The organism is Bacillus sp. SD088 (genome assembly GCF_017355205.1).
Taxonomy (GTDB): Bacteria; Bacillota; Bacilli; order Bacillales; family Bacillaceae_C; genus Lederbergia.
In genome coordinates, this window is sequence record NZ_JADIJK010000043.1 from 1 (window position 1) to 26,564 (window position 26,564).

A 26,564-nucleotide genomic window follows, 5' to 3' on the forward strand; every position below is an offset into this window, starting at 1 on the left:
ACTTTTTTATGCATGGCCCTGCGGGCCATGCATAAAAGGTATGCCATTACCTACATTTTTAGTTTGCCATAAACACCCCAACATATGTCCAATACATAGTTATAGTAAAAGGTTCAAATTAAGTCCTGTCTGAAGTGTAGCTTTTATATAAAAAAGAACAGATCATTTATCTGCTCTTTTAACAAATAACAAATCAAATATCTAGTTTAGGGTAGAAAATAATGCGGAAAGAAGATTTAAACCTATAAACAATAAAATGTCTCTTTTTGAACAATTACCTCCTACAAATCTTAAAGAAAAATTGGAGTCAAATTCGTAAGTTATTGCAGTTTTAAAATAAAATTTGAACAAAATGAACTCTTTCTTTGTGAAGTATTATACATTACGGTGTAACCTATATGATTTTATTTCCTTCACCTTTCCAGACCTTGTTGTATTACTAAACATATATACATCGCAAAAATCAATTTTTATACCATTTGCTAATAAAATCACACCATTTATTGAAGCGAATTTCCCATGAGTTATCACCTGGTAAACTTCTAGGTAGTCTATAATGTTTTTATTTTCATCCTTCAAAGAAGTAATTAATGAACATTGACCTTCTATTTTTTTATTATCTTTTAATTGATACCATATAATAGATTCATCTGCATATTCCTTAATAATTTCATTTTGCTGCTTTAATATAGCTACTGTAAAATCAATGACTATTTGTTTCCTAGGGGCATTGTTACATCCTTTTGGGATAATAAGCTTCATTTCATCAGGGGAACTGTTCACTAATTCAACCTCCTAAAAAATCAAGTTATATGAATCAATTTCATAATTCCTTTTGTAAAAAACCATTCTGTTCAATATAAATTGTAAAGCTTGTAAACACAACGTGAGAGTCTATACACCGTTGATTTCCGTTGCAGGCAGACGCTTTCCGGCAACAAACAGAGAATCGTTTACAATTTCTCTAAACTCTTCTTCTATATTTTTAAGAGAAGATAAAGCGACCCAATCAAAATCTGTTACAAGATTGATCTGATCCTCATGGTTATTTTTAAATGGCTACAAGTTCTAATGAACTTATACTTAGGATTGAACCAACAAGTATCAATACCAAACGAATTAACAGAATGTGTTTGGATCCCAATTTTATAATGCATAGCAGCAACTACAGTGCAAAGAGATGACATTTTACTATAGGAAATTCTTGCGCCTCTTAACTGAACCTTACTAAACGACGTACTATTCTAACTTTACTGCATCATCTTGATTAGTGACTTGTTGTGCCACACGGTGCTATCTTTTCATTTTTTGACTCAATTGGTGCGGTCACACAAATTCGGTAAAAGTCAGGAAGTTTTAAGTTTTTTACTGAAAGCCAATCCTCTGACACGTCCAATCAGCTGGGGGATAAAATTCATCATCTACGATATCTTAGTGAACCTTCCTTATGTTGGTCAAATAATCGCAATGCATCCCTTACGTTTCACGATAGTGTTTTGGGGTATCTTAAGCTCTGTCATGGTCTGGCTAAATATTATACGTTGGAAGTTCAATAAATGATCATTCGTAATGATCGGTCTTTCTAAATTTGATTATAGCTTATTAATTTGTATTACAGGAATTGGCTCTGTTTCCGGTATTAGTTGAATAACTAACTGATATATGTTCAAACTGTACCTCGAAAAATGGTACAGTTTTTATGTATAAAAAATTGGATAAGGAATAGTTGAAAACCATTTAATATCTCCTTCTTCCATTCTACCAAAAACAGTGACTACATCACTCCCAATTGTGTCTATAAAGACAATTGTTGCTTGATTAAATTTAGATGATTCGAAAGCATAAGATGCTTGTGCATTATGATAGGGGATATATTGTATTTCTGGAACTTCGTTTCCAAAAGGTGTAAATGGCATTATGTAATTAATATCGCTAAAAACACTCTGTGACGAACTATTACATTCTTCTAGTGACCCAGCACAAGCAATAGTATCGATACCTTTTGGCTTCATTGAAACTAAATCTAAACATTCGGTAATTGCCGCTGTCAAAGGTTCTGTAAAAGTCCCTGATTTGACAGTAAACTATTTCCATTAACCACTGTTTTTAATTCATCGTCTTTTATAATAGCAGCAACCATACTTGATCCAATTGCACCACTAATTCCAAGAATTGTTCCCATTTATACCTTCTCCCCGCTTAAAGATTTATTAATTTGGCCTTTATTGATTTTAAATAAAAATGCAAGCCATAAAAATCTCGAAAATCGCCGTTATAAGAATTAAATGTGAAGATTTTGTTATCTCGTATGAACATTTTTAAAGTTAGGCTGGAACAAGAACCCACATTAAAGTTCGCGTCATCATAGGTGTCTGAGTATCTTTTCTCGAGAGGAACTTCTAAACCAATCTAATCATGGATCCGCTTTCTCAAATATTCTAAGATGAGAGATTAACAAGAAAAAAAGGTGTAAACAAGAGGATTAGGCTGACTGTAGTTTAATAGAATATAGACAAAAGAAAACTATAATTACAAATAAAATCTAAAAATAAAGGTTAATTGACAACAATCAATATTATATTGATGAAGGTCCTAGACGATTTTAATATTGGCCAACAAGTAGAGTTCTACTGATAAGATTTCAAATTTTTCAAACAAGGTAAGTAAAAAAAAATGTGTCTTTCAAGGACAGAAGCTAGGTGTACCCGCCAACTCGATTCAATAAATTTTAATTATCGAATGTCACATTCCTACAGATAAGCTTTTTGCTCATCCAATAATATTAACTCTTTGTGAAAATTGGCAAATCTGATTGTATTTTAAATCAACACATTCTAAACTATAACCAAGCCATTCTTTAAATTCCATCCAGACTGACTCGTATGTTCTAATAGATGTTTCCTCTATAAAAACGGAATTTAGTTGAAAAAGAATGACGGATATTGGAAGAGCGGCATCTTTGTAGTTACCCTGTTCAATTATGTGACTTGTGCCTTCAATCCAATATCTTTTCAGTGTTGGCTTTAGGTCTGATTTTAACCAAAGAGATCTTACATCATTAATTGCAATTTTATACCACTCTTCAGCTTTAGAAAACCATTCTTTAACCTCGGTAATAGTTTTATCATAGACACCAAATATTTCTAGCATTTCCTTATATAACTCAGGTTGTCCCAATTCCGTTACAGCATGTTTAAAACGCGGTAAAAGTCCTCTAAGGCTAGGGCTCCTATTCGTTAAAATTACAATAGTCTGACACAAAGTAGATAACCATATATTTAAGAAATCACTTACTTTTGTCATATTTCGTTGGTTTAAAAAAACGATTACTTTGGATTCTAGCAAATTAGATACTTTCACGTTCTGCAGTGCCCTTTGGATTGACCAGTATAATTTTGTATATTCATCCTTTATTAATGGCTGCATTTCAGAAAGTTTGCCATCTCGATCAAATAAAATAGGAGCAAATGCAACATCGTAGTTACGAACATCGGAGAGGATTTTTCGAGTATCGGAAAACTCTTGACTCCCACGATACCCAATCTCTACGAGAATATCATTTAATACAATTCCTTCCCCAGCTCGGCAAGGGTTCTCCCCTTCAGTTACAACTCGAAGATCCAAATCCGACCAATGATATATTTTTTCACCTCTGGCCATCGATCCTACGGCATAAACAGCAGTAATATTTTCGTCTTCTTTTGAAATTTTATCTGTATACTCTTTAGCAACTCGCATCATTTTATCCAGTGCATTTTTCATTGTCCACTATACCTCCTGTTTACAAAAGTGGTTTTAATTACAAGGGAATGAAATCGAAACCTTTGACTGTTAGGGTCTATACTTCAAATAATAGTTCACCTTTTCTCATATTCATTATGGAATAGATTTTTTCTATAGCGTAGACAAAGTTCAGAAAATCTCAAAATATAGGACCGTGGATGTGCTTCTGAAGGACACTCATATCCATTGATCAGATGATGTTTTTCCGGTAATAAATATGGCTTTGCCTCAATCATATAACTTTCAATATCTGTTCCAACAGAAGACATGATTTCACTTTCTTCGTTTGTATAGTTAAATGGTGGCCAAATTTCCTCTGGTTGGTCATTGACAAACTTCCCAGCTGTAGCTTTAGAGGATATAAGCTCCCTTTACAATGCCTGGAATACCACGCTAAACAGATACTTGGAGATTACTTTTATATAAGATAAACCATCCGGTTCACAAAAAGCAGGATGTAGAGACAAAAAAATTCATCCTGATTTTGATGGATCATATATAATTCAAGATAGAGCTCTCTTATGTCATTCGGGAGATCGACAGATACTTCCACAAAATCCTTTTCAAGTATGACTGGATTGGAGAAGATAGAATAGGGATGATCGTATTTGATGTTTCTAGTTTCCTTTCCATTTTCTCCGCAACAGGATAAAATTCAAGAAACCAAGACATTTCCGGTATAACAGTATGGGTCTCATCCATGTAGTTATCAAGAATCGTGGTAAATTTCTGATCTCCCGTTAAAACTGGTAAATAATGGCTAACATCTTTTTCTACTTTCCAAGCAATACCATCTTTCGTTGGTTCAGGAGTGCATCCGACAAAAATTTGCGTATTCCCAGCCATTATGTGCATGAGTCGATCAAATTAGCGTCCTTTTAGTTTTCCGGCAATTGTTAAAATCATTTTCTGCCAGTTTCCAGTAGGCAAAGATATGTTAGAAACGATCGGAGGATAGGCATATCCAAATGTTTCATTCTTCAATACTTGTACGATTTTTTGTTTAGTCAAAGGCCGTTCCAATAACCTTTCAATAGAAATAGGATTAACAATAGTGGAAAATTGTTTAGGTAATGTGATACTCATTTCTCTCATCCTCCATTTATTTACTTTCAAAGCCGAATATCCAATTCTATTTCTATTGACATTTTACCTATCATTATAAGATATCCACATAAGCTAACCCCATTTAATGAGGCGCTTACAAATCACTTGCTCAGTTATCGTAATCAAAGTACTTTTGAAACAATTAATTGTAAAGTTCTTCCATTCTATGAAATTCAATAATTTGCGAATAGAAAGCAATTCTTTCCTTAATATGAATGATAAGTCTGATTTTCTCTCTTATATATCTCATCAATGTTCTTTTAATTAATATTTTTATAAAATTTACTGACCTATTTTTTTATTTAATTTTGACTTGTAGATATCCGTATTTAATGAGCCAAAGGATACTGTGTATTATACTGGACTTTTTGTTATTACCTAAGCTTGTTATAATCTCTGAAACACTCATTGGCCGGTTGATTAAATGCATTATACTATTTATAGTTTCTACACAGACTGTATTGTTTAACCTAGGATTTAAAAAAAACATTGATTTATAATTAATTTTTTGGTCTCTTTTTTCAACAACTTGATTTTCGGATAGCATTTTACTCGGGTAATGAGAAAAGAAATCATAGTATGAAAACAAACTTTCCTCAGTTTTATTATTAAAGAAAGCTTGTGTTGAATTTGACAATTTAATCCATAAGTCTTCGTACTTCCTAATAATTTTACTCCAGTCAAATAATTCATGTACTTTCTTTCTCCCTGCTTCACCTAGTTTAATACGTAATTCCGAAGAATTGTTTAGTCGTATCATATATTTAAGCATCTCATCTTCATCTATTACAACACTCTGAGCTAAATGGAAATGATGATCAGCCCAGCTATCAACACTCGCTAATTTTGATAAATCCTCTTCAACTCGCCCCCACATAGAAGAGACAAGATATCCAGTCTCGCCCTGAGTTACTATGTCTCTATAGCCACTCCAATCGGATACTATAACAGGTAATCCAGATGCCATGGCCTCTAAGACAGTTATACCAAATGATTCCTGTATGCTATCAGCAGGTGACAGGAAAACGTCAGAAGCCGCATATAATAATTCGGTCATCTGTTTTGGAGGATTTCTATAAATTAATATATTATCAGAAATCCCATAAGATGAGGATAGCCCTTCTATATAATTACTATATTCATATTTGTCATCTCCAGCTAGTATTAAATATGTTGGATTATAAGAAATTCGAATTAATTTTTCAAAAACTCTAATGATAATAGAGAGATCTGCTTTGTCAGTATCCGAAAATCTTCCTAACCAGAGAAATAACACTCCTTCAACAGGAAGGTTCAGATTTGCTCTTATCTGCCTATTGTCTCGAGGAAAAAAACTTGTATGAGAATCTACTCCCAAGGGAATATAAGTGATGGGAATATCTGTGACAAGAGGTATACCTCTTTTATCATAATAAGAGTCTATTCTCGCGATCATCTTTTCCAAAGTAAATTTTGCCGCTGTACTAGTTGATATGATTGTATCTCCGGGCTTTACTTCTCCCATAAATATATGAAGCAATTCTTGAAATCTCACCCCATAACTAAGCGCATGATGTGTTCCTGTTACAGGAAACCACTTGCAAGCGAATTTGTTCCGTATCGATGCTAGATCATTTATCAATGGTAATATGTCAGGATTATGAAAAGCAATATAGTTGTAGAAAGATAGATTTTTTTTAATTCTCTCTATTGGAAATATCCTTATTCGTTCAAATCTTGAGTCTGCTATCTGCCAATGTTGAGCAAGGGATTTTGCTTGTTCTAAACCATTGTTAGGAATGTAGAAATGGTATTCATCAAACGTTCCATATTTAAGAAGTGCTTTAAGCCAGCCATCAATTGCAATATTTCTACCATAAACTTCATCCATATTGAAATCTGGATTTGGTATTTGCTGCATTAAACCAAGAATTTTTTTCACTAGTTTTAACCTCCTAATAGAGGAATGCTGAATCCTATTTGGGATATATCTTGAGAATTGCTATATTTTCCGGAAAGCCTTCCAATAATGCTAATTGTATTAATAGTGTAGATATTGTTCATGAGCTAGTTTTAGTTTAATAAATTTTGGTCTTCCCGCTACAAGAGCATGTTATACTTTACGGTCATTCCCCATAAGAGATGATTTTACCTAAGGACAAGCGTTCTCAACGCATATCCTTTACTGGGATCAACTAGGAAAGAAAGCAAACAAAATTCGAGTCTCACTTTCGTAAGAAGATCTCTATTTTCTTCGTTTTAAATAATTCAAACTACTATCTTCTCTCTTCTTAATTTACAACTAAATGTGATTTAACAAGATCTGAAATAAGGGCTTTAACATCTTTTGTTACCTCAGTGATAGGGAAATCATATTCTCTAGATATTTCCGAAGCTATTTCTTCTACACCTTTACCTTCCTTAATCCCTTCCCAAATTTCTCCTCCTATTGAATCCAAGGCATAATATTGGCCACTATTTGTTTCTAAGAGAACAGTTTGACTTTCAGCTTCAACAGATAAAACACTTTCTGAAATTTTATAACTTTCCATGAGAATCCTCTCCTCCTAGAGTGAATTAATTACCTTTGTGAGTCTATTAACTTCCTTTCCAAGTCTATTCATAGTGCTTGTTCCTTCGTCAGTAAATTCTCCGTACTCAAGTAAAGAGTTGTACCCATCACTAAGTTTCGAGACAATAGTTTTAAAACGAGGGATAACCTCCGAATCTTGACATCGAAGACGATCGTAGTAATTTGCAATTTGATAATAAACATATGTGCCATGCAGAATTCCAGTTATAGGACGAAGATCTGGTCTCCATGGTGATTTAAATAAACTAGTTTCCTTATTTGTTGTTAGAGGAGTTTTCATGAGAACTACATCCAGTAATAAATGGTTCACCTCATGGATTAAATTTTCTGCAGTATCGGCATAATTATCATAAATTTGTATAAAGATTGTACCAGTAAAACAGGATGTACTATGGCCAACGACTCGTCCCTTAATAGGTACTATGATTTTCAAAAGGGTATTAAGGATTTCAAATTCTTCTGGCCAAACACACTTTATTGATTCAATTGCGTTTTTCAATCCAGTTAATTCAGTACTTTTGGGCTCTATCACACTACTTTCAAGAGAATACCTCTTCGCCATTTCTTCATTACTGTAGGAATCAAAAACAGTTTTTTGAAATCCTTCAATAAACCAATCATGATATGAAAATTGACTTGAGAGTAAGGGGACAGATGGAATTCTCTCTATATGCGCATCTGAGCTTACCCAAATACAATGATTATTAGCCTCAAATTCTATGGAGGTCATTCCCTCCTTAGATGGGAAATTTAAAGAATTCCTTTTTAGGTAAACAGATGTATAGGGTTGAACTTTTATTAAAATTCCAAGTGGAAATAATGGTATCCTCCCTTGACTATCAGATGTGACCTTGACTTCATCAGTAAACGTCGGATTATTAAGTGAATAACCAGCGGTTATAACACTTTGAGAAGAAATAACATCATAAACTATTGATTCCGGTTCGCTAGCATGTAAATATGAAGATGCTTGATTTAGCCAAAAGGTAAATAAAGGATCTTTCATTAAATTAAGCTTTTCCGCCTCTGATAACGTATTAGTAAAGTTCCACATTTGTTCTATTTGATCCTTAAATTGCTGATCTTTTGCGGATTTCGCGCCAAGATAGAGAACCATTAAGTTTCTTTGATTTATCTGCGCTTCCATGTCTAATATTGATCGCATTGTCTCTCCATCAGTTTCAAATAAAATGTTACTCATAGAAATATTATCATCCTTTCAGTGCCATTCTACTCCGTTTGTAAAAACCTTCCATATTTGTTAATTCCTTATGAGTTCCCGACTCTACAATTTCTCCTTCCTTCATAACAATAATAAAATCTGCACTTTCTGCTTCTTCTAATCTATGAGTACTTACTACTCGTGTTACCTCTGGTCCTAATGTTTTAATAACTTGCCAAATCATTTTCGCGTTTTCTACATCTAACCCAGCTGTGGGTTCATCTAATATTAATAATCCAGGATTCCGAATTAACGCTCGAGTAATTGCCAAACGTTTTATTTGCCCTCCGGAAAAATTATTCCCATCATGTCTCACTTTCGATTGATATCCTGAGGGAAGTTCCATAATGGTATCATCAATATTAATTAATTTTGCCCATTCTCTTACAACCTCTAAAGATACATCGTATCCAAGAGTTAGGGTTTCAAAAACAGTTCCACTAAACAAAAATGGGGCTTGTGAAACCACTGTTGAAGAAGTTAGATTATTTGAACAACATTCCCTTTTACCTTCTGTTGGATCGTAAATACCGGAAATAATATTTAATAAGGTAGATTTACCTGATCCACTTTCACCGATAATAGCAATGAGCATTCCAGGTTTAATGAAACAATCAACGTTTTTGATAGAGTATCTATTTGAATCGGGATACTTATAACTAACATTACTCAGCTTAATAGAAGAAGAAACCTTAGATCTTCCCCTTGTTTCTACACTATCTAAGAATGACCACACTCTCTTTGCAGCGGCAATTGAATTTTGGATTGAACTACTTAGGCTATTTGAATAACGTGCAGGGAAGAAGATCATTTCAATTGTACCTAAGAAGCTAACTAGTTCCCCTACATTTAATTCTTGTTTCATGACTTGGCCACTACCAACACCTAACACAAATATATAGGCAAGGATCTCGGTAGAAGCGCTACCAATATTAACCATGCTTTGTGCAATCGTCTTTTTCACTTGACTTTGATAACTTGTTTTACATGCTCCATTAAATCGCTTTAACGCCCAATTTTGGGCATTGTAACTAATTAAATCTCTCAACCCTTGGATAATACCCGTAAGTCGTTCTAATACCCCTGATATATCATCTTGAGCTTTCTTGCTTATCCCAATCATATAACGTGTTGTAATAATGGGAATTAATGCACTCGCAATTAAGAATGGAACCAAAAGTAATGCTAAAGAAGAGTCTAATTTCGAAAGTGCGATTGCAGCTCCTGCAAATTGAGCTAAGGAATGAGTTACCTCAGCAAGTATAGAGCCATAAAGGCTTGTCCATAAAGGTAAATCAGAACTTGAGTAGGACTCCAATCTACCTGCTTCAATCTGTTCACCTTTTTCGAGTGGAATATTAATTAAATGTCTTAATACACCTAAACGGAGCTGCAGCAAGATTTTTTGGCTTACTTTAGCACTTAGATATTGTAGAAAAAGGGAGGCGATCCAAGTCATAATCCAACTACAAGCAAAAGCTCCAATTAGTAAAGCTATTTTATTAGGTGAGGCACCACCTACTAGTTCACCAACAATGTAACCAAGGAGAATAGGACGTGAAATATTAAGACCAGCAGCTAATATTCCAATTAATATTGAGACTATAACAAGTAATTTTTCATTTACTAGTGGCGCAAGTATTCTCTTGATATCAGTTAAAATTGTCAAACGCTGTGTCATTATTATCATTACCCTCTTATTAAATCAAAATGACAAACCTAATTTTTTTATCCATAAACAGACTCCGACAAGTGCATTTAACGTCAATGTGGAATCTACTTCTTTTCCTACCCTCCATTGTTGCAAAAAATCTATTGTTTTTTCTTTTGATATTATTCCATCACATAAAGGGCTTTCAATAACCATATTATATATGTCGTTCCAATACGTATTTAATGCATAAAACGTTAATCGATAGAAATTTCCTTGAGTTGCTTTAAAATCTGACGGCATATGGGGACCAAAGACTTTTTTATTCAGTATCTTTTTGTCTCTTCCATGTATTATGTATCTAGATGGAAGACCTAGTACAAACTCAACAACTTTTCTTTCTAAATACGGGTAATTTTCTTCAATATCGAAATTTCGGCCTATGGCATCTACAACCTGAAAAGTATTAAATACTGTACTCATATTCCGAGTTAGCCGTGTTGTATATACAGATGACATTTTTATTAAAGAAATCTCCCTTTCCATTTCAATTTTTAACTCATTGCCTAATCGATGATCAGATAAGAAACTTGGGACAAAGAAGCGATCATGGATCGAAGGATCCCACAATCCAAATAAAGGAGATTTTTGCCGAATCTTTAAAAGAGGATAAATACCATATGATTTTATGAACCAAAAAGCCCTTAGACCCGCATCTTTATGGTTACTTGCAAAGTCTAATGCTTGTTTCCATGCATCCTTAAAATGCCCTTCCCGAATTAAGTCGGCAAGAATGCATTGATTTCCTAAAAATAAATCGTCTCCCCCATAACCGCTTATTATATTAGAATGTCCAAGTTCCGCGGCCAATTCAAACATTGGTATACGCCAAGGATAAAAACATAAATCCGGAGATGGTTCATCAGTTAAATGTTCTACTGGAATATCATTTATGTGCGACATGGGAATAAATTTATCGGCTGTAATAGGGATCCAAGGAATCCCTGCTTTATTAGCAACATTTTCAGCTCCCTTCCTTTCATCAAGATCAGTAAAGACGTCCCATACATATGTAGCAGAAGTGTCCCCGGTGTGTTCAGCTAGAGAATTTGCTAGTACAAGTGCAGTAGAGTCCAATCCACTACTAACTTGAAAAAGAGCAGATTTCCCTCGGCATCTCTTTAGACTTTCTGTAAGTAGTTTTACATACATACAATATATTTCTTCTTCTTGTAATCTACCCATACCGGAACAAGGTTGTAAGTAATCGATGAATAAATTCTCGAATTTATTAGAACGAAATATAATTGCCCTACCTCTTGGCACTCGATATATTCCTTTGACTGCTGTATCTGACCACATATCTGTAAATCCAGCACCGACAAAGTACATATGAAAATAAAGTGGATTTAACTTTGAACTATTCTTAATTAGAGAAAAAAGAGAAGTAGACCACTGTAAATCATCATTATCTTGACACCAATAAAGTGGATAGCGCCCAAGAGGTCCCCTGTACATAATTAGGACTTCTCTTTTTCGATCTACCACCACAACCGAACAATTTGTTTCAATTCTACGTAAAGCATCTTCTACTCCATATCTTTTTACTAAATTGAAAACCTCTATTGCAGATGTCCCCAATGAACGTAATGCTATGATATATTCATGGTCACTATAGAGAGAATTGGGTTTATTGGCCTTTAATAAACCAAAGTTTCCCCAAAGATTAAACTTTTTACTGAATTTAAATCTACACTCTTCCTTCCTATAATTAAGTAGTTGCCCTGCAAAATCGAACTCACCTTCTAACATTAAAATCGCCCCAATATTTTATAACTTTTTGAATCATCTACACCAAAAAAATCATTGCCACAAGCAACCCATGCATGAGCAGTAAACGGTTCTGTGCCAACACCTAAAATGACGTTTGTTTTAATTCTATGAAACTCAGCTAATAATTTAACAGCAGATGCAACTTCAAGGCATTTACATGAAAACGGAATAAATTGACTCACATCTAACACAGTTTCATAAACCATCTTTATCCAGCTTACATTATGCTGATAATGCTTACGCCTGGATTTTAAACACTTGACACCAAAAATTCGTAGTAAGATCCATGCAATTGTTAAAGCAAGAATAGATTCTAGTACTAATAACCTAGGTCTGACATTATCAGATGCCATATAAATCCTCCTAACTATGAGGTTACCCGGCGCTGCCAAAACCTTGAATGATCACTTGCTAAATTAAGATACATAAGTTGACGAGTATAGTTGTTATTCAGTCTGAATCCCTGTTCTAAAACCATAACCTTGAAGGGAATTTTTTCAGTGAGCTGAATTGTTATATAAATTCTTATTATCTCGTCTGTCTCTATACCAAATATAGGAAAATAAGCTACCATAATTGCTGACCAATACCACTTTTAAGTTTAGAAATTCACCCTACAGTAGTCTCTACAATTTCCTATTTTGGTACTAAATAATTTGTTTGATGAAAGACTTAGTGGACGATAGCAATAAATTATTAATTGCTAGGTTTTTGCCCACCTATATCACCCCCATTAGTATTTCCACCACGTGTTAATGTTAAAACAGAACCTAGTGGTACTAACTTTGGGGAAATGTATGGTTCATTACGCTTATTCAATTCGCACACCCCCTTTATTTTATAGTAATATAGAAAAAGGCATAGCGCCGGGCAAACAAATATTTAATCGCTTACAATTTTTCGATAAATCAATTATTTGTCTTTACTTGGGAAACTAACATACTATTTTAAAAAAATCAACCCCTATGGTTTCTCAATCATTTTGAATGGTTTTCAATCACTTGGACAAGAGAAATTCAGAAAATGTTTATTTCATAATTTAAGAGTTTTCCTTTTTACTAGTAACGAGAATCCCTTGATGAGTTGCTACAACAACAGCATCATCTATGCCATTCACAGTTAAAGGAACATCAAGATTATTTATAATATGTGTATTCTCACAAGCATTAATAGAGATATTTTCACTATTACTATATTCTGTTATATCCTCCGCTAACGATTCCCAGGTCCCTAGATCTTTCCACATACCATCGTAAGGGACGCAAATTATGTTTTTTGTTCTCTCAACTACCATATAATCAAAGCTTGTTCTGGGTATATTATGGTATCTGTTTAATAAGGCATCATAACTTGTGGGCAACTTAAGATCTTCCAACATTGAAATTATAAAACTCAGCTTAAAGGAAAAAACACCACAATTCCAATATGACTGTTTTTCTAACAATTTTCTTGCCTCGTTTATACTTGGTTTTTCTTTAAAATGACTGACATGAAAATACAGATGATCGGATGAAGATTTTTCAGGTACGATATAACCGTATTTTTCAGAAGGCCATTTAGGTTTGGCTCCTATTAGAGCTAAATTAGAATTAGATGAAATGAGAATTTCCTCTAATCTTTTTACGGTTTGAAAAAAGACTTTATCGACATAACTGTCTACCGGTAGAATTGTTATGACCGTATCCTTGTTAGCATCTGTATTGGAAAAAAAGTGCATTGATGCTAAAGCAATAGCTGCAAATGTATCTCTATTTTCAGGTTCGGTGATAACTTGAGCATCCTCACTAATTTGACTTTTTAGTAGATCAATCTGCATTTCATTTGTTACTATTATACTTTTATAATCTAATTGATTCTCCTTTAATTGCCGCCAAGTACGCTGCAACATTGATTCTAGCTGGTTCTTTTCTTTTGTTAAAATTTTCAGATACTGTTTTGGACATTTTGGGTTTGATAATGGCCATAATCTTTTTCCAATACCTCCTGATAATAAAACAATATTCATAAAAATCCTCCCATTTCTTAATTTAATACTGACACGTTTTTTTATGCCACTTTACTTTTGAAAAACTGTAGTAACAAATTCAGCCCAAAAATATATAGAACTCTTGTCGATCTAAATGATAGAAAAGGACATTCTTATCTATTTGGTGAAACTTACATTATCCAATCAAAGCCAAATAAGAATTCAGTATTATGGTAGCTGTCTAGTCTCATATATTCAATTTTAGCAAGCAATCATTTATTTTGAAGTTATATCGAGATATTATGGGTGATTACCCGGCTATTGAAATGAAACAAGATTTCCAAGTCTCTAATACACAACAAATTAACGATGGATACGAACGCTATAGTAACAATAGAAACATTAACAATTCACTATTGAATTTAATAATAAGAGTTAAAAAAGAGTTAAAAATCGTAAAAACAGGCTTCATGAAAGGAAAAAATTTTAGTCTCATTCAAGCTAAAGAATATATATCCTTTACTAAAAAACTTCTCTTAATTCCTCTTGTATTAACTCTTTTTAATCGCAACATGTCAATTACCTTCCCGTTTTGCATGTTAAAAAACTAACTATATTGTTTTTTGTGTCTTCTGACATTACCTGAATTTCGTCTTTAGAAAATCCCATATTCAAGTTAGTTTCAACCACTATTGCATGCAGGCGCTAGGAATTTTCCTGCAAAATCTATTAACAATGTCAACAAAGCTAAAAACTTATTCCCATAATTTAAAATCACCTATTCTAGAATTATTTAATAGTTAACGTATCAAATTGAATTCTCAGTCTCAAGGCGTATAAATTTTAATATAGCTTCAAAAAACTGGTTTACTTTATCGTTCTTGAACAATGCTTTCTTGTTCTTAGAGTTTTACATTAGTGTAAGTTTTACTATCATAAATCAAATAGCGGTTAAGCGCCTCACGTTCCGTTTCTTCTCGATCCATCCTCTCGACATAGTTATAATAACCGGACGTTGACACACCAAGGACTTGGCACATCTTCAAAATGGTGTGTTCCATGCGATGTTCATGGATAAACGCAAATTTTACTCCTTTTCTTGCGTGAAGATGTGCATGGCTTTTTTTAATATACACAACAAAAGCCGTCACGCAAAAAAGCTTGATAGCGTAACGACTTCCATTCTTTAGTGCTATAAAATTGTTTGTATGCTCTACCTTCTTCTGTTGATGTTCAAATGCGTTCGTATTGTTTGTAGTTATGATTAGTATGTTGCTCGCAATATGTTTCACTAATGGGAATCAATTCATTGCAACCGATCTTGTTACATCGTTTCTTGATGTTCAATAGTTAGACTCCCTTCCTGTTCACCTGCACTAACAAGGAAAGAACCCTTCTTCGTTAATGTTCTTTTCAATGCAATGTATCTTCTCCATCATGTCATCGCCTCGAATCCTTGTTGTTCCTTCCTCTGTTTCAGTTTCGTGTAGCATGTAACCTGATATCAGCGACATCACATTATTAATTATCGAATCTTCTTGCCTGCTGTATTCCTCATCTTTATTCTTGTAAGACTCATAGTCAAATCCATTTATGATATTATATTCTTCGCTGTTAACATCTAATTCTTCGTATGCTAAATCTTGATAAATATATAATTCCCGAATGGTTTCAGCTATTTCTAACGCATCTTCTTGTAATTCTGTACTAAAACCTTTTCTTTGTTCCTTAACCTCAACATTTTCGGAATTAACTTTTGCAGTATACTCACTACACCCAGCCAACAATAGTGTGACCACTAAGACAAACAGTAGTTTCTTCAAGCTCTAACCCCCTATGTACATACATAGTTATTATCTTATATTTCCAGTTGGGGTGCAATGTTCTTTTTGTTTATAAGCTCCGAACAGCCTTGTTTATTGCATGGTCTTAGTGGTCAAGTTACCATACCTTACACTTCTTTAACAAAAATATAAAAAGCACCCAATCAATGGATGCTTTAGTTCAGGATAAAATATTTAAGTTTAATTACTTTATTAAAGAGACTCCCACCATTCTTTAACATTTTCCTTTTTCTCTTCGTCTTCCAATTTATTAATTTGACTATTAACTTTCTGCGTTTGACTTATCAAATCTACATACTCTTTGTTAATTTCTAATAATTCTTCGGAATAAGAAACGCTAGAGGCGTAAGCAACTATATCACTTTGAAAGCCTTCTTTTTTCCAATTACTTGTACTTGTATAGCTTCTGTCATAACTGCTGAATGACTTAACTATCTCGTATTTTATAAATATATTACCAAGCTCCCCAAATAATTTCTTGATTTGCTCATCTGTTTTATCTAATAATTTATAGTCATATGATAGATAACTAACATTATCCTCGTTTGTATGCCACCATAAGGCCTCATCTGTCATATATTTGCTGATCAAGGAATCTCTATTATCTATCAAATCAGCAATCTCTCGTTTCATCTGTTTTGCTTTTCCTTCACCTAATACGAGAACTTTATCTGCATTATCTTTAATAGTCCATTTTGTTTCTTCTTCAAACCAATTTTTAACGAATGTGGATAATTCCTCCAGAAATTTCTCTTTCTTCTCTTCCATTTTCTCAAGCAAATCTTTTTTCTCTTCTTTTTTAGATTGAATTTCAGTACTACTCATTGATTATATCTTCCCCTTCATGACTTCACCATAATTTTCTATTTCAACAATCTCACCATAAAACCCATACAGCCTACCTATAATCCTAATTCCTTCCTCTAATGGTACACTCAATATCATACCTGTTCATCAAACGCCTAAGATCAGCTACACCTTTGTTCTCAACGCTATCCAATGACTTAACCTTCTTCAACTTTTCTTCAATCTTTCGCTCTAATTCTTCTATACTATCCAGCTGGCAATCATCCATACAAAATAATAACCTAATAGAGCTTGCCTTCGGCTTTTCGACTGTGATCCCTCCTTATGTGAATATTATAACTACAGTATTCAACACAACGAGACAAAGTCCTGCAACTATTTGACTAATTGATATAAAAGCAACCAATTAATGGATACTATACTAGATTATAGATCATCAAATGCTCCAGCCTTTAAATTAAAGACTAACTCTTCAATATCCATTGTTTCACGTATCTTGTTTATACCTTTATTATCAAAAAATAAAATACCAACATCACAATATTTGCTTACATAGTTAGAACCATCACTGATCTCTTCATAAATATTGAAAAGTTTACCTAATATATCTTGGATACTTTTATCTTGATCAATATTAAAATCATTATCACGTTCAATTTTTTCCACTTTTTCTTGATCAATTACGAAATCTTCAGGATAAACAACAAAAATTTTCTTTTTATTTAAAGTCCTAAATCTGCCTCCCTGTAAAAAACCTGTTTGAAAAGTTTTGTTTGAGTCTAGCCATGATAAAAGTGTAATTGTATTTTTAATGTCTTCTGTTAAATGAGGGTTATGTTTTGTTAACACCTCAATTTTTTGCCTATAGACTTCTTCAATGTTTAACGAGCCTTTTTTACCCTCACTTATCAATTCATCTACAACATTATTAGTCACGTCATATAGGCCTGATCCAGTAGCCCAACCATATCCAAATTCCCTCAGTTTATTAGCATCATCACTATAACCTGAACTCTGGTTTTTATCAATATTTAGTCTTCTATCTGATATTGTTATCGCTAAATCGTCCCTTACACAACTTAATAATACTGTCAAGACCGTCAACTCCCTTTTCTTATAACAAAAGAAACATAGTGATTTTTTAAATCAGGTGCATTAAACTCAAAAAAGTTTACAATTTAATAGTCTCTCTCAATCATATCTAGAATAGTTTTGGAATAAACTCTTACTTGATGAAGTCCTGACTCAATTCCCTCAATTATATATTCTTCTTTAGTGAAAGGTGCATTTTTTTTTAATTCGAGGGTGGTTGGATTCATCTCCCAATATTCAATCAGGCGTTTAGCTCCATCTTTAATATATTGTGTTTTTTCACCAAACCATGCTGTAAAGTCAAATCCACGTTTATCGACAATCTCTTTAGGTTCACTTGCTCCGAATATAGCATTTCTAGATAATCCAAAATGTTCAGCTGATTCTTTATCCGGATTCAATAATCCAACCAAATCATCACTGATATTAAGCAATTGTAGCAATTCAAAAGCAATATCGGGCCTTTGCTTTGTACTAACCAAATACCCTTCAATTTTTTTCTCTATTCTATCTGCCATCACAATTACTTATTCCAACCTCGGTTTATAAAAATCTTTAACATCGCTCACGTCATCTCTCCCCAATCTTTTTAGTTCTAATGAATATTTTTTTGTTTTGAAGGCATCAAAGTCAAATTTTCTCCATTTAAAACAAAATTAACGAAATGCTCACTATATTGCTTATTCTTGTTATCCATATCAGCATCTCCTGTCACTAAAGTAAATCTTTCATAATTGAACAAATAACTTTTACAGCCGAATAATATTTTTCAATCGCTTCAGGTACTTGAGATATACCAACAAACAAGGTCAAAAAAGTATTTGCTCTTTCAGGTAGTGTTTTTTTGGCTTCTTTGCCTTTTGAAGCTTCTTGATTTATTTCAGTCATCACTTGTTTGAATTGTTCCATTTGTTCCGGACTAAACTTTTGTACGACTGGCTCTAAATCTGGCATTTCCCCAAATTGTTCTTTTGCTTCCTCTATAGCCTTGACCTTATCAGTATCACTCTCATCAATATAGCTTTCGTAATTTTGCACAAAATCTCTAGTCTGATTATATGTCCCTAGTATATTTTCAAAAGAAGGTACTTGAACATTTATTTTATTAACAGATTTTGCTATTGCTTCCATTTGGCTTAGCACTTCTGGATAACCATATTGTTTTGTTATTCCATCGGCAATTTTCATTTGTTTGGCTGAAAAGTCTAATATCGCTTTAGATGGCTCTAGCATTCTATTTATTGCATCCATATGTCTTCTTTGTTCTTCTAAATATTTTTCTAGATCAAAACTCACATAATCACCCCTTACTATCAATTAGACAATAAGAAGTGAGTTAAATCAAACTAAATTTATGTAATATTCGACAAATATTTATTTTCATCTTCGACTCTCAGTTTCCAGTCACACACAAATCTATGTTTCCATCAGGAATCCAACTTCTTATCAACCCTATCCAATCTCTGCTCAATTTCACTCTGCATCTGATTAATCTTGTTCATTCGGATCTCAAATTCTATTTGATCTAATTTATTTCTTAATGCCTCACAGCACTTACAATCATTCATTCCGTCTTCTCCCCTTCTAACGTTATGTACCATCCCATATTGATCAATTTCGTAACGTATCACGCCACATTCACCATCTTGTCATACAGATGTTTCCAGCTTTTTCCGTTCACGATATTCCATATATTTCTGTATCCTTGGCCGTACTCATCCGCAATTAAATGAATAAAGTCGCTTATCTTGTTGTCCTTGTCGGCTTTCCATTCACCCAAACGCTCAAGAATGTCAATCACTTCATTCTCTTTTAATCTCTTTCCTTTTCCCATTTTGGAACGAGTACTTTCTCTATACTGTCCTTTTCGATCTGACATTTGTAAATTATCAATTCGGTTATTCCATTTCTCGCCCTCATTAGGATAATGGTCTACTTCAATGCCATCACGCTTAAACATCTCCAGTGGCAAACCTGAATAAGATGCCATAACTAAACGATGCACTCCATAACTTTTCCTTTCGCCATTGTCGTGGAGTACAGTGGTATAAACATAGCCATTAGAGTTTGGGTTTAATTCCAAAAATCTACCTTCTGATTTATTCCAAATCTTTCCGTTTGTTGTGTCTGCTGAATAGTTGCTAAGTCCCTTTTCACTGGGAATTGGCGTCAAAATTACTTCTTCTCCCATGCGAATCTTCCTTTCAATTAAATAGAAAAAGAGCCACTAAATTAATAGTTGTGATATGCTCCCCTTAAGGTAGACAGATTAAAAAATAAAAATCTGCTTTACTTTAGGGGGAGTTTTTTATGTCCTATAGATCTTATTCTTGTGAATTTAAATATGAAGTAATAATGGCTTATAAAAATGAAGATTATACACTGGAGAAATTATGTTCAAAATATCAAATCGATAAAACTACCCTTTACCGTTGGTTTGAAATATTTGAGAAGGAGGGGATGCGTGGGTTACAGGAAGCAAAAACGTGGAAAAGTTATTCAAAGGAATTAAAAGAATCAGCTGTACTTGAATATTTGTCAGGCAACTACTCCTATAAAGAAGTTGTCAGAAAGTATAATATTTCTAGTGATTCCGTACTCAATAGATGGATAAATAATTATAATGGTCATAGAGAACTAAAAGATACGGGAAAAGGGAGAACGAGCTCTATGACTAAAGGTAGAAAAACGACTTGGAAAGAACGATTGGAGATTGTACAGGATGCTTTAGGGAATGGGAAGAATTATCAACAAACAGCGGAGAACCATCAAGTGTCTTACCAACAAGTATATCAATGGGTACGTAAATATGAAGATGGTGGATGGGATGCGTTAAAGGATCGACGGGGACGCTCTAAGAGCGAAGTGGAATTAACACCAGAAGAAAAAATGAAGTTAGAGATGCGTCGAATAGAAAAGGAAAATGAACGTTTGCGTGCAGAGAATGCTTTCTTAAAAAAGTTAGAGGAGATCGAAAGGAGGCGAAAATAAGTCAAGTAAGATTTGAAGATAAATATATCGCCATTAAAGAGCTGCATGAAACAGATCAACTAAGCATTATCCTATTATGCGATATTGCAGGTGTTTCACGTGCTGCTTACTATAAATGGTTAAATCGTACGCCTTCCTCTCGAGAACTGGAGAATGAAGAAATTATAAAGGAAATGAAGGTTATCCATAAAAAAGCCGAGGGGATCTATGGTTACCGTCGAATGAAATTAACTCTCCATCGCAAGTTTGGTAAGAATTTCAATCATAAACGTATTTATAGGCTTATGAATATTGCCGGGATTCAATCCGTCATACGTAGAAAGAAGAAGCGATATAAACATACGAATCCTCAACATGTGGCAGAGAATTTATTAAATCGTGAATTTACAGCTGAAAACCCAAATGAAAAATGGGTAACAGATGTCACTGAATTCAAATACGGGTCCTCAAAGAAGGGCTATTTAAGTGCTATTCGTGATTTATATGATGGCTCGATTGTTAGCTATGTTTTAGGACGTTCCAATAATAATAAACTTGTTTTTAAGACACTTGATCAAGCTACTAGTTTATTGAATGAAGAACACCCACTTATTCATAGTGACCGTGGGTTCCAATATACCTCACATGGATTTAAACGAAGAATAGATGAAGCAAAAATGACACACAGTATGTCGCGAGTAGGCAAATGTATTGATAACGGACCGATGGAATCGTTTTGGGGAACACTCAAATCTGAGAAGTACTATCTACATAAATATGAAACATTTGAGGAACTCTCAAAGGCAATTGATGAATACATTTACTTCTACAATAATGAAAGATATCAAGAAAGACTAAACGGCCTTAGCCCTGTTGAATATAGGTCTAAAGCCGCTTAATCAATTTTTATTATTTCCACTGTCTATTTGACAGGGGGCAGTTCAGTTGACTCTTAGCTCTCTTTGTTGTATTATTAATTTGGATATGTATGTAGTTAAATATTTTTAATGAAAAATAAATGAAAGTTATTTGCAAGCTGCACTCCTGTATCTCATATTCTCTACATTCACTCTAACCATTTCACGAATCCGAATATATTCTTGAGCTAATCCAGCTTGACCGGCATTGTTAAATGAACTGATTTTAGCATTGAGATAATCAACTAAATAATCTCTAATCTCCTCCATTGACTCAACATGATCTTTATACCTCCTATTGCCGTGCCTAGCCTTGTGCTTGCGCTTGAATAGTAGCCTTGTCTTCTTTTCCCTGTGATATTCTAAAAATCCCTCAATTAAGTCATATAGCTTAGTAATATTATAATCATCTAGATTAACCAAGAAGGTGTCAACGTTATATTTGACTTGCTCATATGAAGCTTGATCAGAAACCACTACACCGTTAACCCTTAACTCTTTTAAAATTATTTTGATTTCCTTTTTCATTTGTTTTGCCACAGGTTTTCTACTCAACATTAATACCTCATATAAGCCATCTTCTGTGAGGAACCAAGATTCTTGTAACCCTCCAAGGGTAGGAACATTCTTCCGAACCTTTTCATCTTCATCAATCATTTTTACCATCTTGGATACATCACTATGCTCGATCCACTCAGCTACATCTTTAGCTAAAAATAATGGATCATCTGTTGTTCCGTAAAAATCCAGTTCTTTCCCTAACACTTCTTTTTTGTCTAACAGTTCTACAACTTTACTCACTTTACATCTTCCTTTTCCATATTTTATTTAGTATGCAATTTTCATTACACACTTTTTACGAATCCCATATTTTTTAATACATAACGAAACCCACCTAAGTTAATAGATGGGCTTTATACATACTAAAAAGGGATATGGAGTCCCCAAAAAATGTGCAAGTCCATAAATAAATCAGGAAGCATTTCACCTCCCCAACTCTCACTGTCAAAATAAAAACATATTAAATTATTGGAAGCTCAAATCGGCACTTTTAAACCTCCAAAAGTTAACCGACCACTAAGGGAGAAATAATGATCAGTTAACTTTTGCAAATTTAAATCAATGCTTGCAATCCCCTTTAATTGTTGTTATACTAAAATTTAGGAAACGTATGTAAAGTTATAAATAAAAAATAACAAGAGAAGAATATCTTTGCCGTTTTTCGTATAAATTGACTTAGTACTATCCTTCCCTTATACACGTTTATCTCCATTCTTTATGTAGGTGCACAAAACATGGGATTTTCCCTCATTTTGTACACCTTTTTAATTTTATGGAGAAAAACTCATGCGGAAACTTTATTCAGATTCTCTTTTTCCCTCCTTTTTCGCTCTCTGTCTTGTCTCTTTCTGTATTCCTTTTGGCACTTGTCACATCTAACCTGTCGCTGTCTTGGCTCATTTATCACTTTTCCACAACCAAAACAATCAACCTCATTCAGCACGTTCTTTCTTAGTGCTTCAACAATCTCTTGGCCAAATGATTCCCACAGTGTGCTCTTGTATTTACTATCTTTTTTATTAAACAAGTATCTGACTAGCACATCATTCACCTTATGAGCATCAGAACAGATGTCCAGCAATTTCTCACGAATCACCACATATACATACTGTTTTTTGCTGTCCAGCTCATCCTCATTGACATCCAAATAATAGCGCTTGTTTTGATCTAAATGAGTATAAGTATCAATAATCTTTTTGTCGGTTTCCTCGTCAATCACTGGAGTATCATCTTTTATGTTAGGAGTCCACATCAGCTTTTTATAATCGAATTTTCCGACCACACTTTTAAAATGTATTCTCTTGTCAATGATCAGATCACCAAGTCGATTGACTGTACTGTTATTTTTGTCTAAGACTTTTTCTTCTTCCTTGTCTTTTGCATACATAAAGAAATGTGGAAGTTTACTGTTATCAACTTGATTCCATTGTTCTTTTAATTTTTCTGGAAACTCAACCACGTCAAGCGTCTTAGCCATGTCTATCACGTGATTATTATAAGAGCAAAGCTTTTTGATAAATTTATAGTCATCATGACCAAAATCATCTTTATTAAATATTTTTGTGATATTATTACTGATTTCTCCAATGTTCGCTTTAAATGCTACCGTCAAACTTTCATAAATGCTCTCTGAGGTTATGTTTTTTGACTCTGAAACACCCATCTGATATTCAAGTGGGCACAACACCTAAATTGTTAAGATTGCTCTCAGCTACCCTTATAAGCGTTTCTGAAGGCGTTACAAGTACCTTATCCCCATCAAAATCAGCTTGGATAATTTTAGATAGTAAATCGTCTGAGCTAATATGTACAGCCTTGGTAATAAACCATTTTTTCATTTCATCTGATCTAATATTTTCTCTAATCACATGCTCAAATGATAAACTAGGCGCTCTAAGCATATCAACCTTGCCTGCATCATATAGACTACAGCTGACTTGTCCATCATTCAGCAATCCCTTTGGATTATTTGTACCATTAAAGATGCTCTCCATGACAGCATACCAATCAGGAAGGATATATGTGTATTTTCCATCAATACTCAGCTTTCCAGCCTTCGATTCCTTAACCATTCTGGCTTTCTTCTTTTTTATAGCCTCTTTACTGTTCTTATCATTTAATAAAGCAGGATATAAATTTATAGCTTGTTGAAATTCGTTTTTATCTTCGTTGTCATCATCAGCCCCAAGGACACGAATCATAGTATCTACTGATCCCATATTGGCAAGATCATCATTTGTCATTTTAACTAAATCCATCAAGTCTTTATCGCTAATATCAACTAAGGATTGCAAATATTGATAGTTTGTTTTTGCATTTGGAATGACATCCTCTTCAACGTTCATATAAGCTGCTTCGCAATTATATTTCTTAAATTTCTTTTTATAATCCTGCCAATCTTTATAGTATTTCCACATTTAAATTGAGATTTAAAGAAAATAATCTCTTTTGTAGAAAGCATTTATTTCACGAACATAGTAATCAATTGTATACGGTCTCAAATGCCTTGTTTCGCAATCCTGGATAAATAGCCCTAACGCTTGTTCATAATTTATATCTTTTTTGGGAATTAAATCAGGTGAAAGAGAGTTATTACGCCTTTTACTCATGGGGTTTGAACCTCCTTTATATTGTTCATTATTAAGGAAGTCGTATTCGTAAAAACGATTGAGTAAACTTTTGAGGATAGAAAAAAAGCACCCCTTCAACTTGAAAGGATGCTTTCATATCAATGTTTAATACTGATATTATAATACCGGTGGCCGGGGTCGAACCGGCACTCCGTGAGGAACACGATTTTGAGTCGTGCGCGTCTGCCAATTCCGCCACACCGGCATAGTTCTTGGAGGCGGCAACCGGATTTGAACCGGTGATAAGGGTGTTGCAGACCCGTGCCTTACCACTTGGCTATGCCGCCAGAACCTTATGGAGCGGAAGACGGGATTCGAACCCGCGACCCCCACCTTGGCAAGGTGATGTTCTACCACTGAACTACTTCCGCAAAAAAACTGGGCTAGCTGGATTCGAACCAACGAATGACGGAGTCAAAGTCCGTTGCCTTACCGCTTGGCTATAGCCCAATAAAAATGGGGCGACTAGTGGGAATCGAACCCACGCGTGTCGGAGCCACAATCCGATGCGTTAACCACTTCGCCATAGCCGCCATAAATTAAAATTGGCAGGGGTAGTAGGAATCGAACCCACATCAAAGGTTTTGGAGACCTTCGTTTTACCATTAAACTATACCCCTAAAATGGTGGTGGGGGACGGATTCGAACCGCCGAACCCGGAGGGAGCGGATTTACAGTCCGCCGCGTTTAGCCACTTCGCTACCCCACCATGAATTCTATTAAATGGTGGCTCAGGACGGAATCGAACCGCCGACACAAGGATTTTCAGTCCTTTGCTCTACCGACTGAGCTACTGAGCCTTAAATTACGGTTTACACTAAGCTTTGAATTTCTTCGTCAGCGTACTCTTTCGCATCCTCACGTACCTAGTACGTTCTGGTGCTCTCTCGCCCGCTTCCTTGATCTTCTTGCTTATCCTAAAAACCTTTCATTCAACAATAATAAGTTTATATAATGCAATGGCGGTCCGGACGGGACTCGAACCCGCGACCTCCTGCGTGACAGGCAGGCATTCTAACCAACTGAACTACCGGACCAATATTGCGGGGGCAGGATTTGAACCTGCGACCTTCGGGTTATGAGCCCGACGAGCTACCAGACTGCTCCACCCCGCGACGAAAAAGTGACCCCTACGGGATTCGAACCCGTGTTACCGCCGTGAAAGGGCGGTGTCTTAACCGCTTGACCAAGGGGCCAATATATTTTAGAATGGCGGAGAGCAAGGGATTTGAACCCTTGAGACAGCGTTAGCCGCCTACACGATTTCCAATCGTGCTCCTTCGGCCACTCGGACAGCTCTCCAACAATGGCTCCGCAGGTAGGATTCGAACCTACGACCGATCGGTTAACAGCCGATAGCTCTACCACTGAGCTACTGCGGAATAGTATGCCTGGCAACGTCCTGCTCTCACAGGGGGACCCCCCCTATTACCATCGGCGCTGAAGAGCTTAACTGCCGTGTTCGGGATGGGAACGGGTGTGACCTCTTCGCTATTGCCACCAGACTTCATTTACATAGACTACGCCGCATCTCTTAGAAGAAGATTCCTTTACAATCGACATAATCTATTATAACCATTTTTATGTAAAAAGCAAGAGGATTTTTTGC

General features: G+C 34.7%; 26 protein-coding genes, 13 tRNA genes and 1 rRNA gene. 1 reads left to right on the top strand and 39 read right to left on the bottom strand.

From position 1 onward, the window contains the following. Window positions 1-375 precede the first annotated feature (375 nt). The 21 genes from IPU53_RS23275 to IPU53_RS23365 form a co-directional block, all read right to left on the bottom strand. On the bottom strand, window positions 376-783 hold the full coding sequence (locus IPU53_RS23275) for a hypothetical protein (RefSeq protein ID WP_207453698.1): 408 nt from the start codon (window positions 781-783) through the stop codon (window positions 376-378). A gap of 914 nt (window positions 784-1,697) precedes the next feature. After that, window positions 1,698-2,051, bottom strand: a complete 354-nt coding sequence (locus IPU53_RS23280) for a hypothetical protein (RefSeq protein ID WP_207453700.1) — start codon at window positions 2,049-2,051, stop codon at window positions 1,698-1,700. After that, a complete protein-coding gene (locus IPU53_RS25380) occupies window positions 2,048-2,182 on the bottom strand; it encodes a hypothetical protein (protein WP_278253328.1) in 135 nt (44 codons plus the stop codon). The genes IPU53_RS23280 and IPU53_RS25380 overlap by 4 nt, the downstream gene beginning before the upstream one ends. Before the next feature lie 587 nt (window positions 2,183-2,769). Further along, the gene (locus IPU53_RS23285; RefSeq protein ID WP_207453701.1) at window positions 2,770-3,762 is read right to left on the bottom strand and encodes a nucleotidyltransferase domain-containing protein; all 993 of its coding nucleotides are present in this window, start codon (window positions 3,760-3,762) and stop codon (window positions 2,770-2,772) included. Window positions 3,763-4,302: 540 nt separating this feature from the next. Continuing rightward, window positions 4,303-4,638 (bottom strand): peptide-N4-asparagine amidase, encoded by a 336-nt coding sequence (locus IPU53_RS23290; protein ID WP_278253329.1) that lies wholly within the window; start codon window positions 4,636-4,638, stop codon window positions 4,303-4,305. Between the two features lie 12 nt (window positions 4,639-4,650). Further along, a complete protein-coding gene (locus tag IPU53_RS23295; RefSeq protein ID WP_207453704.1) occupies window positions 4,651-4,869 on the bottom strand; it encodes a hypothetical protein in 219 nt (72 codons plus the stop codon). A gap of 319 nt (window positions 4,870-5,188) precedes the next feature. Next, entirely contained in the window at window positions 5,189-6,811 is a 1,623-nt protein-coding gene (locus IPU53_RS23300; protein WP_207453706.1) for a glycosyltransferase family 4 protein, read from the bottom strand. Window positions 6,812-7,160: 349 nt separating this feature from the next. Then, window positions 7,161-7,421: a PqqD family protein gene (locus IPU53_RS23305; protein WP_207453708.1), complete on the bottom strand. Its 261-nt coding sequence runs from the start codon at window positions 7,419-7,421 to the stop codon at window positions 7,161-7,163. A gap of 15 nt (window positions 7,422-7,436) precedes the next feature. Further along, window positions 7,437-8,663, bottom strand: a complete 1,227-nt coding sequence (locus IPU53_RS23310) for an aKG-HExxH-type peptide beta-hydroxylase (RefSeq protein ID WP_207453710.1) — start codon at window positions 8,661-8,663, stop codon at window positions 7,437-7,439. A gap of 10 nt (window positions 8,664-8,673) precedes the next feature. Further along, on the bottom strand, window positions 8,674-10,365 hold the full coding sequence (locus IPU53_RS23315; protein ID WP_207453712.1) for an ABC transporter ATP-binding protein: 1,692 nt from the start codon (window positions 10,363-10,365) through the stop codon (window positions 8,674-8,676). 24 nt (window positions 10,366-10,389) lie between these two features. Continuing rightward, a complete protein-coding gene (locus tag IPU53_RS23320) occupies window positions 10,390-12,147 on the bottom strand; it encodes an asparagine synthase-related protein (RefSeq protein WP_207453714.1) in 1,758 nt (585 codons plus the stop codon). Further along, on the bottom strand, window positions 12,147-12,521 hold the full coding sequence (locus IPU53_RS23325) for a lasso peptide biosynthesis B2 protein (RefSeq protein WP_207453716.1): 375 nt from the start codon (window positions 12,519-12,521) through the stop codon (window positions 12,147-12,149). Before IPU53_RS23325 ends, IPU53_RS23320 begins: the two co-directional genes overlap by 1 nt. 343 nt (window positions 12,522-12,864) lie before the next feature. Further along, window positions 12,865-12,987 carry a hypothetical protein gene (locus IPU53_RS25385; RefSeq protein ID WP_278253330.1) on the bottom strand — a complete coding sequence of 41 codons (123 nt, stop codon included), beginning with the start codon at window positions 12,985-12,987 and terminating at the stop codon, window positions 12,865-12,867. 220 nt (window positions 12,988-13,207) lie between these two features. Further along, window positions 13,208-14,173 (bottom strand): sugar phosphate nucleotidyltransferase, encoded by a 966-nt coding sequence (locus IPU53_RS23330; RefSeq protein ID WP_207453718.1) that lies wholly within the window; start codon window positions 14,171-14,173, stop codon window positions 13,208-13,210. A 1,337-nt stretch (window positions 14,174-15,510) separates the two neighbouring features. Then, window positions 15,511-15,957 (bottom strand): lipoprotein, encoded by a 447-nt coding sequence (locus tag IPU53_RS23335; RefSeq protein WP_207453720.1) that lies wholly within the window; start codon window positions 15,955-15,957, stop codon window positions 15,511-15,513. Between the two features lie 213 nt (window positions 15,958-16,170). Continuing rightward, window positions 16,171-16,803 (bottom strand): hypothetical protein, encoded by a 633-nt coding sequence (locus tag IPU53_RS23340; protein ID WP_207453722.1) that lies wholly within the window; start codon window positions 16,801-16,803, stop codon window positions 16,171-16,173. Between the two features lie 408 nt (window positions 16,804-17,211). Beyond that, entirely contained in the window at window positions 17,212-17,880 is a 669-nt protein-coding gene (locus tag IPU53_RS23345) for a hypothetical protein (RefSeq protein ID WP_207453724.1), read from the bottom strand. A gap of 83 nt (window positions 17,881-17,963) precedes the next feature. Beyond that, window positions 17,964-18,398, bottom strand: coding sequence for a hypothetical protein (locus IPU53_RS23350; protein ID WP_207453726.1), 435 nt, complete (start codon window positions 18,396-18,398; stop codon window positions 17,964-17,966). 193 nt (window positions 18,399-18,591) lie between these two features. After that, entirely contained in the window at window positions 18,592-19,173 is a 582-nt protein-coding gene (locus tag IPU53_RS23355) for a hypothetical protein (RefSeq protein ID WP_207453729.1), read from the bottom strand. A 131-nt stretch (window positions 19,174-19,304) separates the two neighbouring features. Further along, the gene (locus tag IPU53_RS23360) at window positions 19,305-19,445 is read right to left on the bottom strand and encodes a hypothetical protein (protein ID WP_207453730.1); all 141 of its coding nucleotides are present in this window, start codon (window positions 19,443-19,445) and stop codon (window positions 19,305-19,307) included. Window positions 19,446-19,504: 59 nt separating this feature from the next. Further along, window positions 19,505-20,068, bottom strand: coding sequence for a hypothetical protein (locus IPU53_RS23365; RefSeq protein ID WP_207453731.1), 564 nt, complete (start codon window positions 20,066-20,068; stop codon window positions 19,505-19,507). A 119-nt stretch (window positions 20,069-20,187) separates the two neighbouring features. Between IPU53_RS23365 and IPU53_RS25145 the strand changes: the two genes are divergently transcribed. After that, window positions 20,188-21,746, top strand: a protein-coding gene (locus IPU53_RS25145) for an IS3 family transposase (protein WP_396019973.1) whose coding sequence is annotated in 2 segments (ribosomal slippage) — window positions 20,188-20,821 and window positions 20,821-21,746 — 1,560 coding nt in all. Because the reading frame shifts where the segments join, the coding sequence is not laid out codon by codon here. A gap of 126 nt (window positions 21,747-21,872) precedes the next feature. On the opposite strand, the gene IPU53_RS23380 is transcribed toward IPU53_RS25145, so the two are convergent. From IPU53_RS23380 to rrf, 18 genes are all read right to left on the bottom strand, one after another. After that, complete coding sequence (locus IPU53_RS23380; RefSeq protein ID WP_207453733.1) at window positions 21,873-22,565, bottom strand: BRO-N domain-containing protein; 693 nt, start codon at window positions 22,563-22,565, stop codon at window positions 21,873-21,875. A 544-nt stretch (window positions 22,566-23,109) separates the two neighbouring features. Then, entirely contained in the window at window positions 23,110-23,988 is an 879-nt protein-coding gene (locus tag IPU53_RS23385; RefSeq protein WP_207453734.1) for a hypothetical protein, read from the bottom strand. 7 nt (window positions 23,989-23,995) lie between these two features. Next, entirely contained in the window at window positions 23,996-24,670 is a 675-nt protein-coding gene (locus IPU53_RS23390) for a hypothetical protein (RefSeq protein ID WP_207453735.1), read from the bottom strand. A gap of 84 nt (window positions 24,671-24,754) precedes the next feature. After that, window positions 24,755-24,934: a hypothetical protein gene (locus IPU53_RS23395; protein WP_207453737.1), complete on the bottom strand. Its 180-nt coding sequence runs from the start codon at window positions 24,932-24,934 to the stop codon at window positions 24,755-24,757. Between the two features lie 144 nt (window positions 24,935-25,078). After that, window positions 25,079-25,160, bottom strand: a tRNA-Leu gene (locus IPU53_RS23400). An 8-nt stretch (window positions 25,161-25,168) separates the two neighbouring features. Next, a tRNA-Cys gene (locus IPU53_RS23405) sits at window positions 25,169-25,242 on the bottom strand. A 9-nt stretch (window positions 25,243-25,251) separates the two neighbouring features. Next, window positions 25,252-25,326: transfer RNA gene (locus tag IPU53_RS23410), tRNA-Gly, on the bottom strand. Between the two features lie 7 nt (window positions 25,327-25,333). Continuing rightward, window positions 25,334-25,405: transfer RNA gene (locus IPU53_RS23415), tRNA-Gln, on the bottom strand. Between the two features lie 7 nt (window positions 25,406-25,412). Then, window positions 25,413-25,488 (bottom strand) — tRNA-His (locus IPU53_RS23420). A 13-nt stretch (window positions 25,489-25,501) separates the two neighbouring features. Continuing rightward, a tRNA-Trp gene (locus IPU53_RS23425) sits at window positions 25,502-25,575 on the bottom strand. A 4-nt stretch (window positions 25,576-25,579) separates the two neighbouring features. Further along, window positions 25,580-25,664: transfer RNA gene (locus IPU53_RS23430), tRNA-Tyr, on the bottom strand. A gap of 15 nt (window positions 25,665-25,679) precedes the next feature. Continuing rightward, window positions 25,680-25,755 (bottom strand) — tRNA-Phe (locus IPU53_RS23435). 160 nt (window positions 25,756-25,915) lie between these two features. After that, a tRNA-Asp gene (locus tag IPU53_RS23440) sits at window positions 25,916-25,992 on the bottom strand. A gap of 4 nt (window positions 25,993-25,996) precedes the next feature. Next, a tRNA-Met gene (locus IPU53_RS23445) sits at window positions 25,997-26,070 on the bottom strand. Between the two features lie 9 nt (window positions 26,071-26,079). Continuing rightward, window positions 26,080-26,151, bottom strand: a tRNA-Glu gene (locus tag IPU53_RS23450). Window positions 26,152-26,165: 14 nt separating this feature from the next. Beyond that, window positions 26,166-26,257: transfer RNA gene (locus tag IPU53_RS23455), tRNA-Ser, on the bottom strand. Window positions 26,258-26,262: 5 nt separating this feature from the next. Then, window positions 26,263-26,337, bottom strand: a tRNA-Asn gene (locus IPU53_RS23460). Window positions 26,338-26,344: 7 nt separating this feature from the next. Beyond that, window positions 26,345-26,460, bottom strand: a 5S ribosomal RNA gene (gene rrf, locus IPU53_RS23465). Window positions 26,461-26,564: the final 104 nt, after the last annotated feature.

Coding starts and splice junctions, on each gene's coding strand:
- IPU53_RS23290 (WP_278253329.1), bottom strand. CDS start 4,638: ATGCACATAATGGCTGGGAATACGCAAATTTTTGTCGGATGCACTCCT.
- IPU53_RS23320 (WP_207453714.1), bottom strand. CDS start 12,147: ATGTTAGAAGGTGAGTTCGATTTTGCAGGGCAACTACTTAATTATAGG.
- IPU53_RS23360 (WP_207453730.1), bottom strand. CDS start 19,445: ATGAATGATTGTAAGTGCTGTGAGGCATTAAGAAATAAATTAGATCAA.
- IPU53_RS25380 (WP_278253328.1), bottom strand. CDS start 2,182: ATGGGAACAATTCTTGGAATTAGTGGTGCAATTGGATCAAGTATGGTT.
- IPU53_RS23295 (WP_207453704.1), bottom strand. CDS start 4,869: ATGAGTATCACATTACCTAAACAATTTTCCACTATTGTTAATCCTATT.
- IPU53_RS23325 (WP_207453716.1), bottom strand. CDS start 12,521: ATGGCATCTGATAATGTCAGACCTAGGTTATTAGTACTAGAATCTATT.
- IPU53_RS23340 (WP_207453722.1), bottom strand. CDS start 16,803: ATGAGTAGTACTGAAATTCAATCTAAAAAAGAAGAGAAAAAAGATTTG.
- IPU53_RS23305 (WP_207453708.1), bottom strand. CDS start 7,421: ATGGAAAGTTATAAAATTTCAGAAAGTGTTTTATCTGTTGAAGCTGAA.
- IPU53_RS23315 (WP_207453712.1), bottom strand. CDS start 10,365: ATGACACAGCGTTTGACAATTTTAACTGATATCAAGAGAATACTTGCG.
- IPU53_RS23365 (WP_207453731.1), bottom strand. CDS start 20,068: ATGGGAGAAGAAGTAATTTTGACGCCAATTCCCAGTGAAAAGGGACTT.
- IPU53_RS23395 (WP_207453737.1), bottom strand. CDS start 24,934: ATGAGTAAAAGGCGTAATAACTCTCTTTCACCTGATTTAATTCCCAAA.
- IPU53_RS23310 (WP_207453710.1), bottom strand. CDS start 8,663: ATGAGTAACATTTTATTTGAAACTGATGGAGAGACAATGCGATCAATA.
- IPU53_RS23330 (WP_207453718.1), bottom strand. CDS start 14,173: ATGAATATTGTTTTATTATCAGGAGGTATTGGAAAAAGATTATGGCCA.
- IPU53_RS23390 (WP_207453735.1), bottom strand. CDS start 24,670: ATGAACGTTGAAGAGGATGTCATTCCAAATGCAAAAACAAACTATCAA.
- IPU53_RS23285 (WP_207453701.1), bottom strand. CDS start 3,762: ATGAAAAATGCACTGGATAAAATGATGCGAGTTGCTAAAGAGTATACA.
- IPU53_RS23385 (WP_207453734.1), bottom strand. CDS start 23,988: ATGGGTGTTTCAGAGTCAAAAAACATAACCTCAGAGAGCATTTATGAA.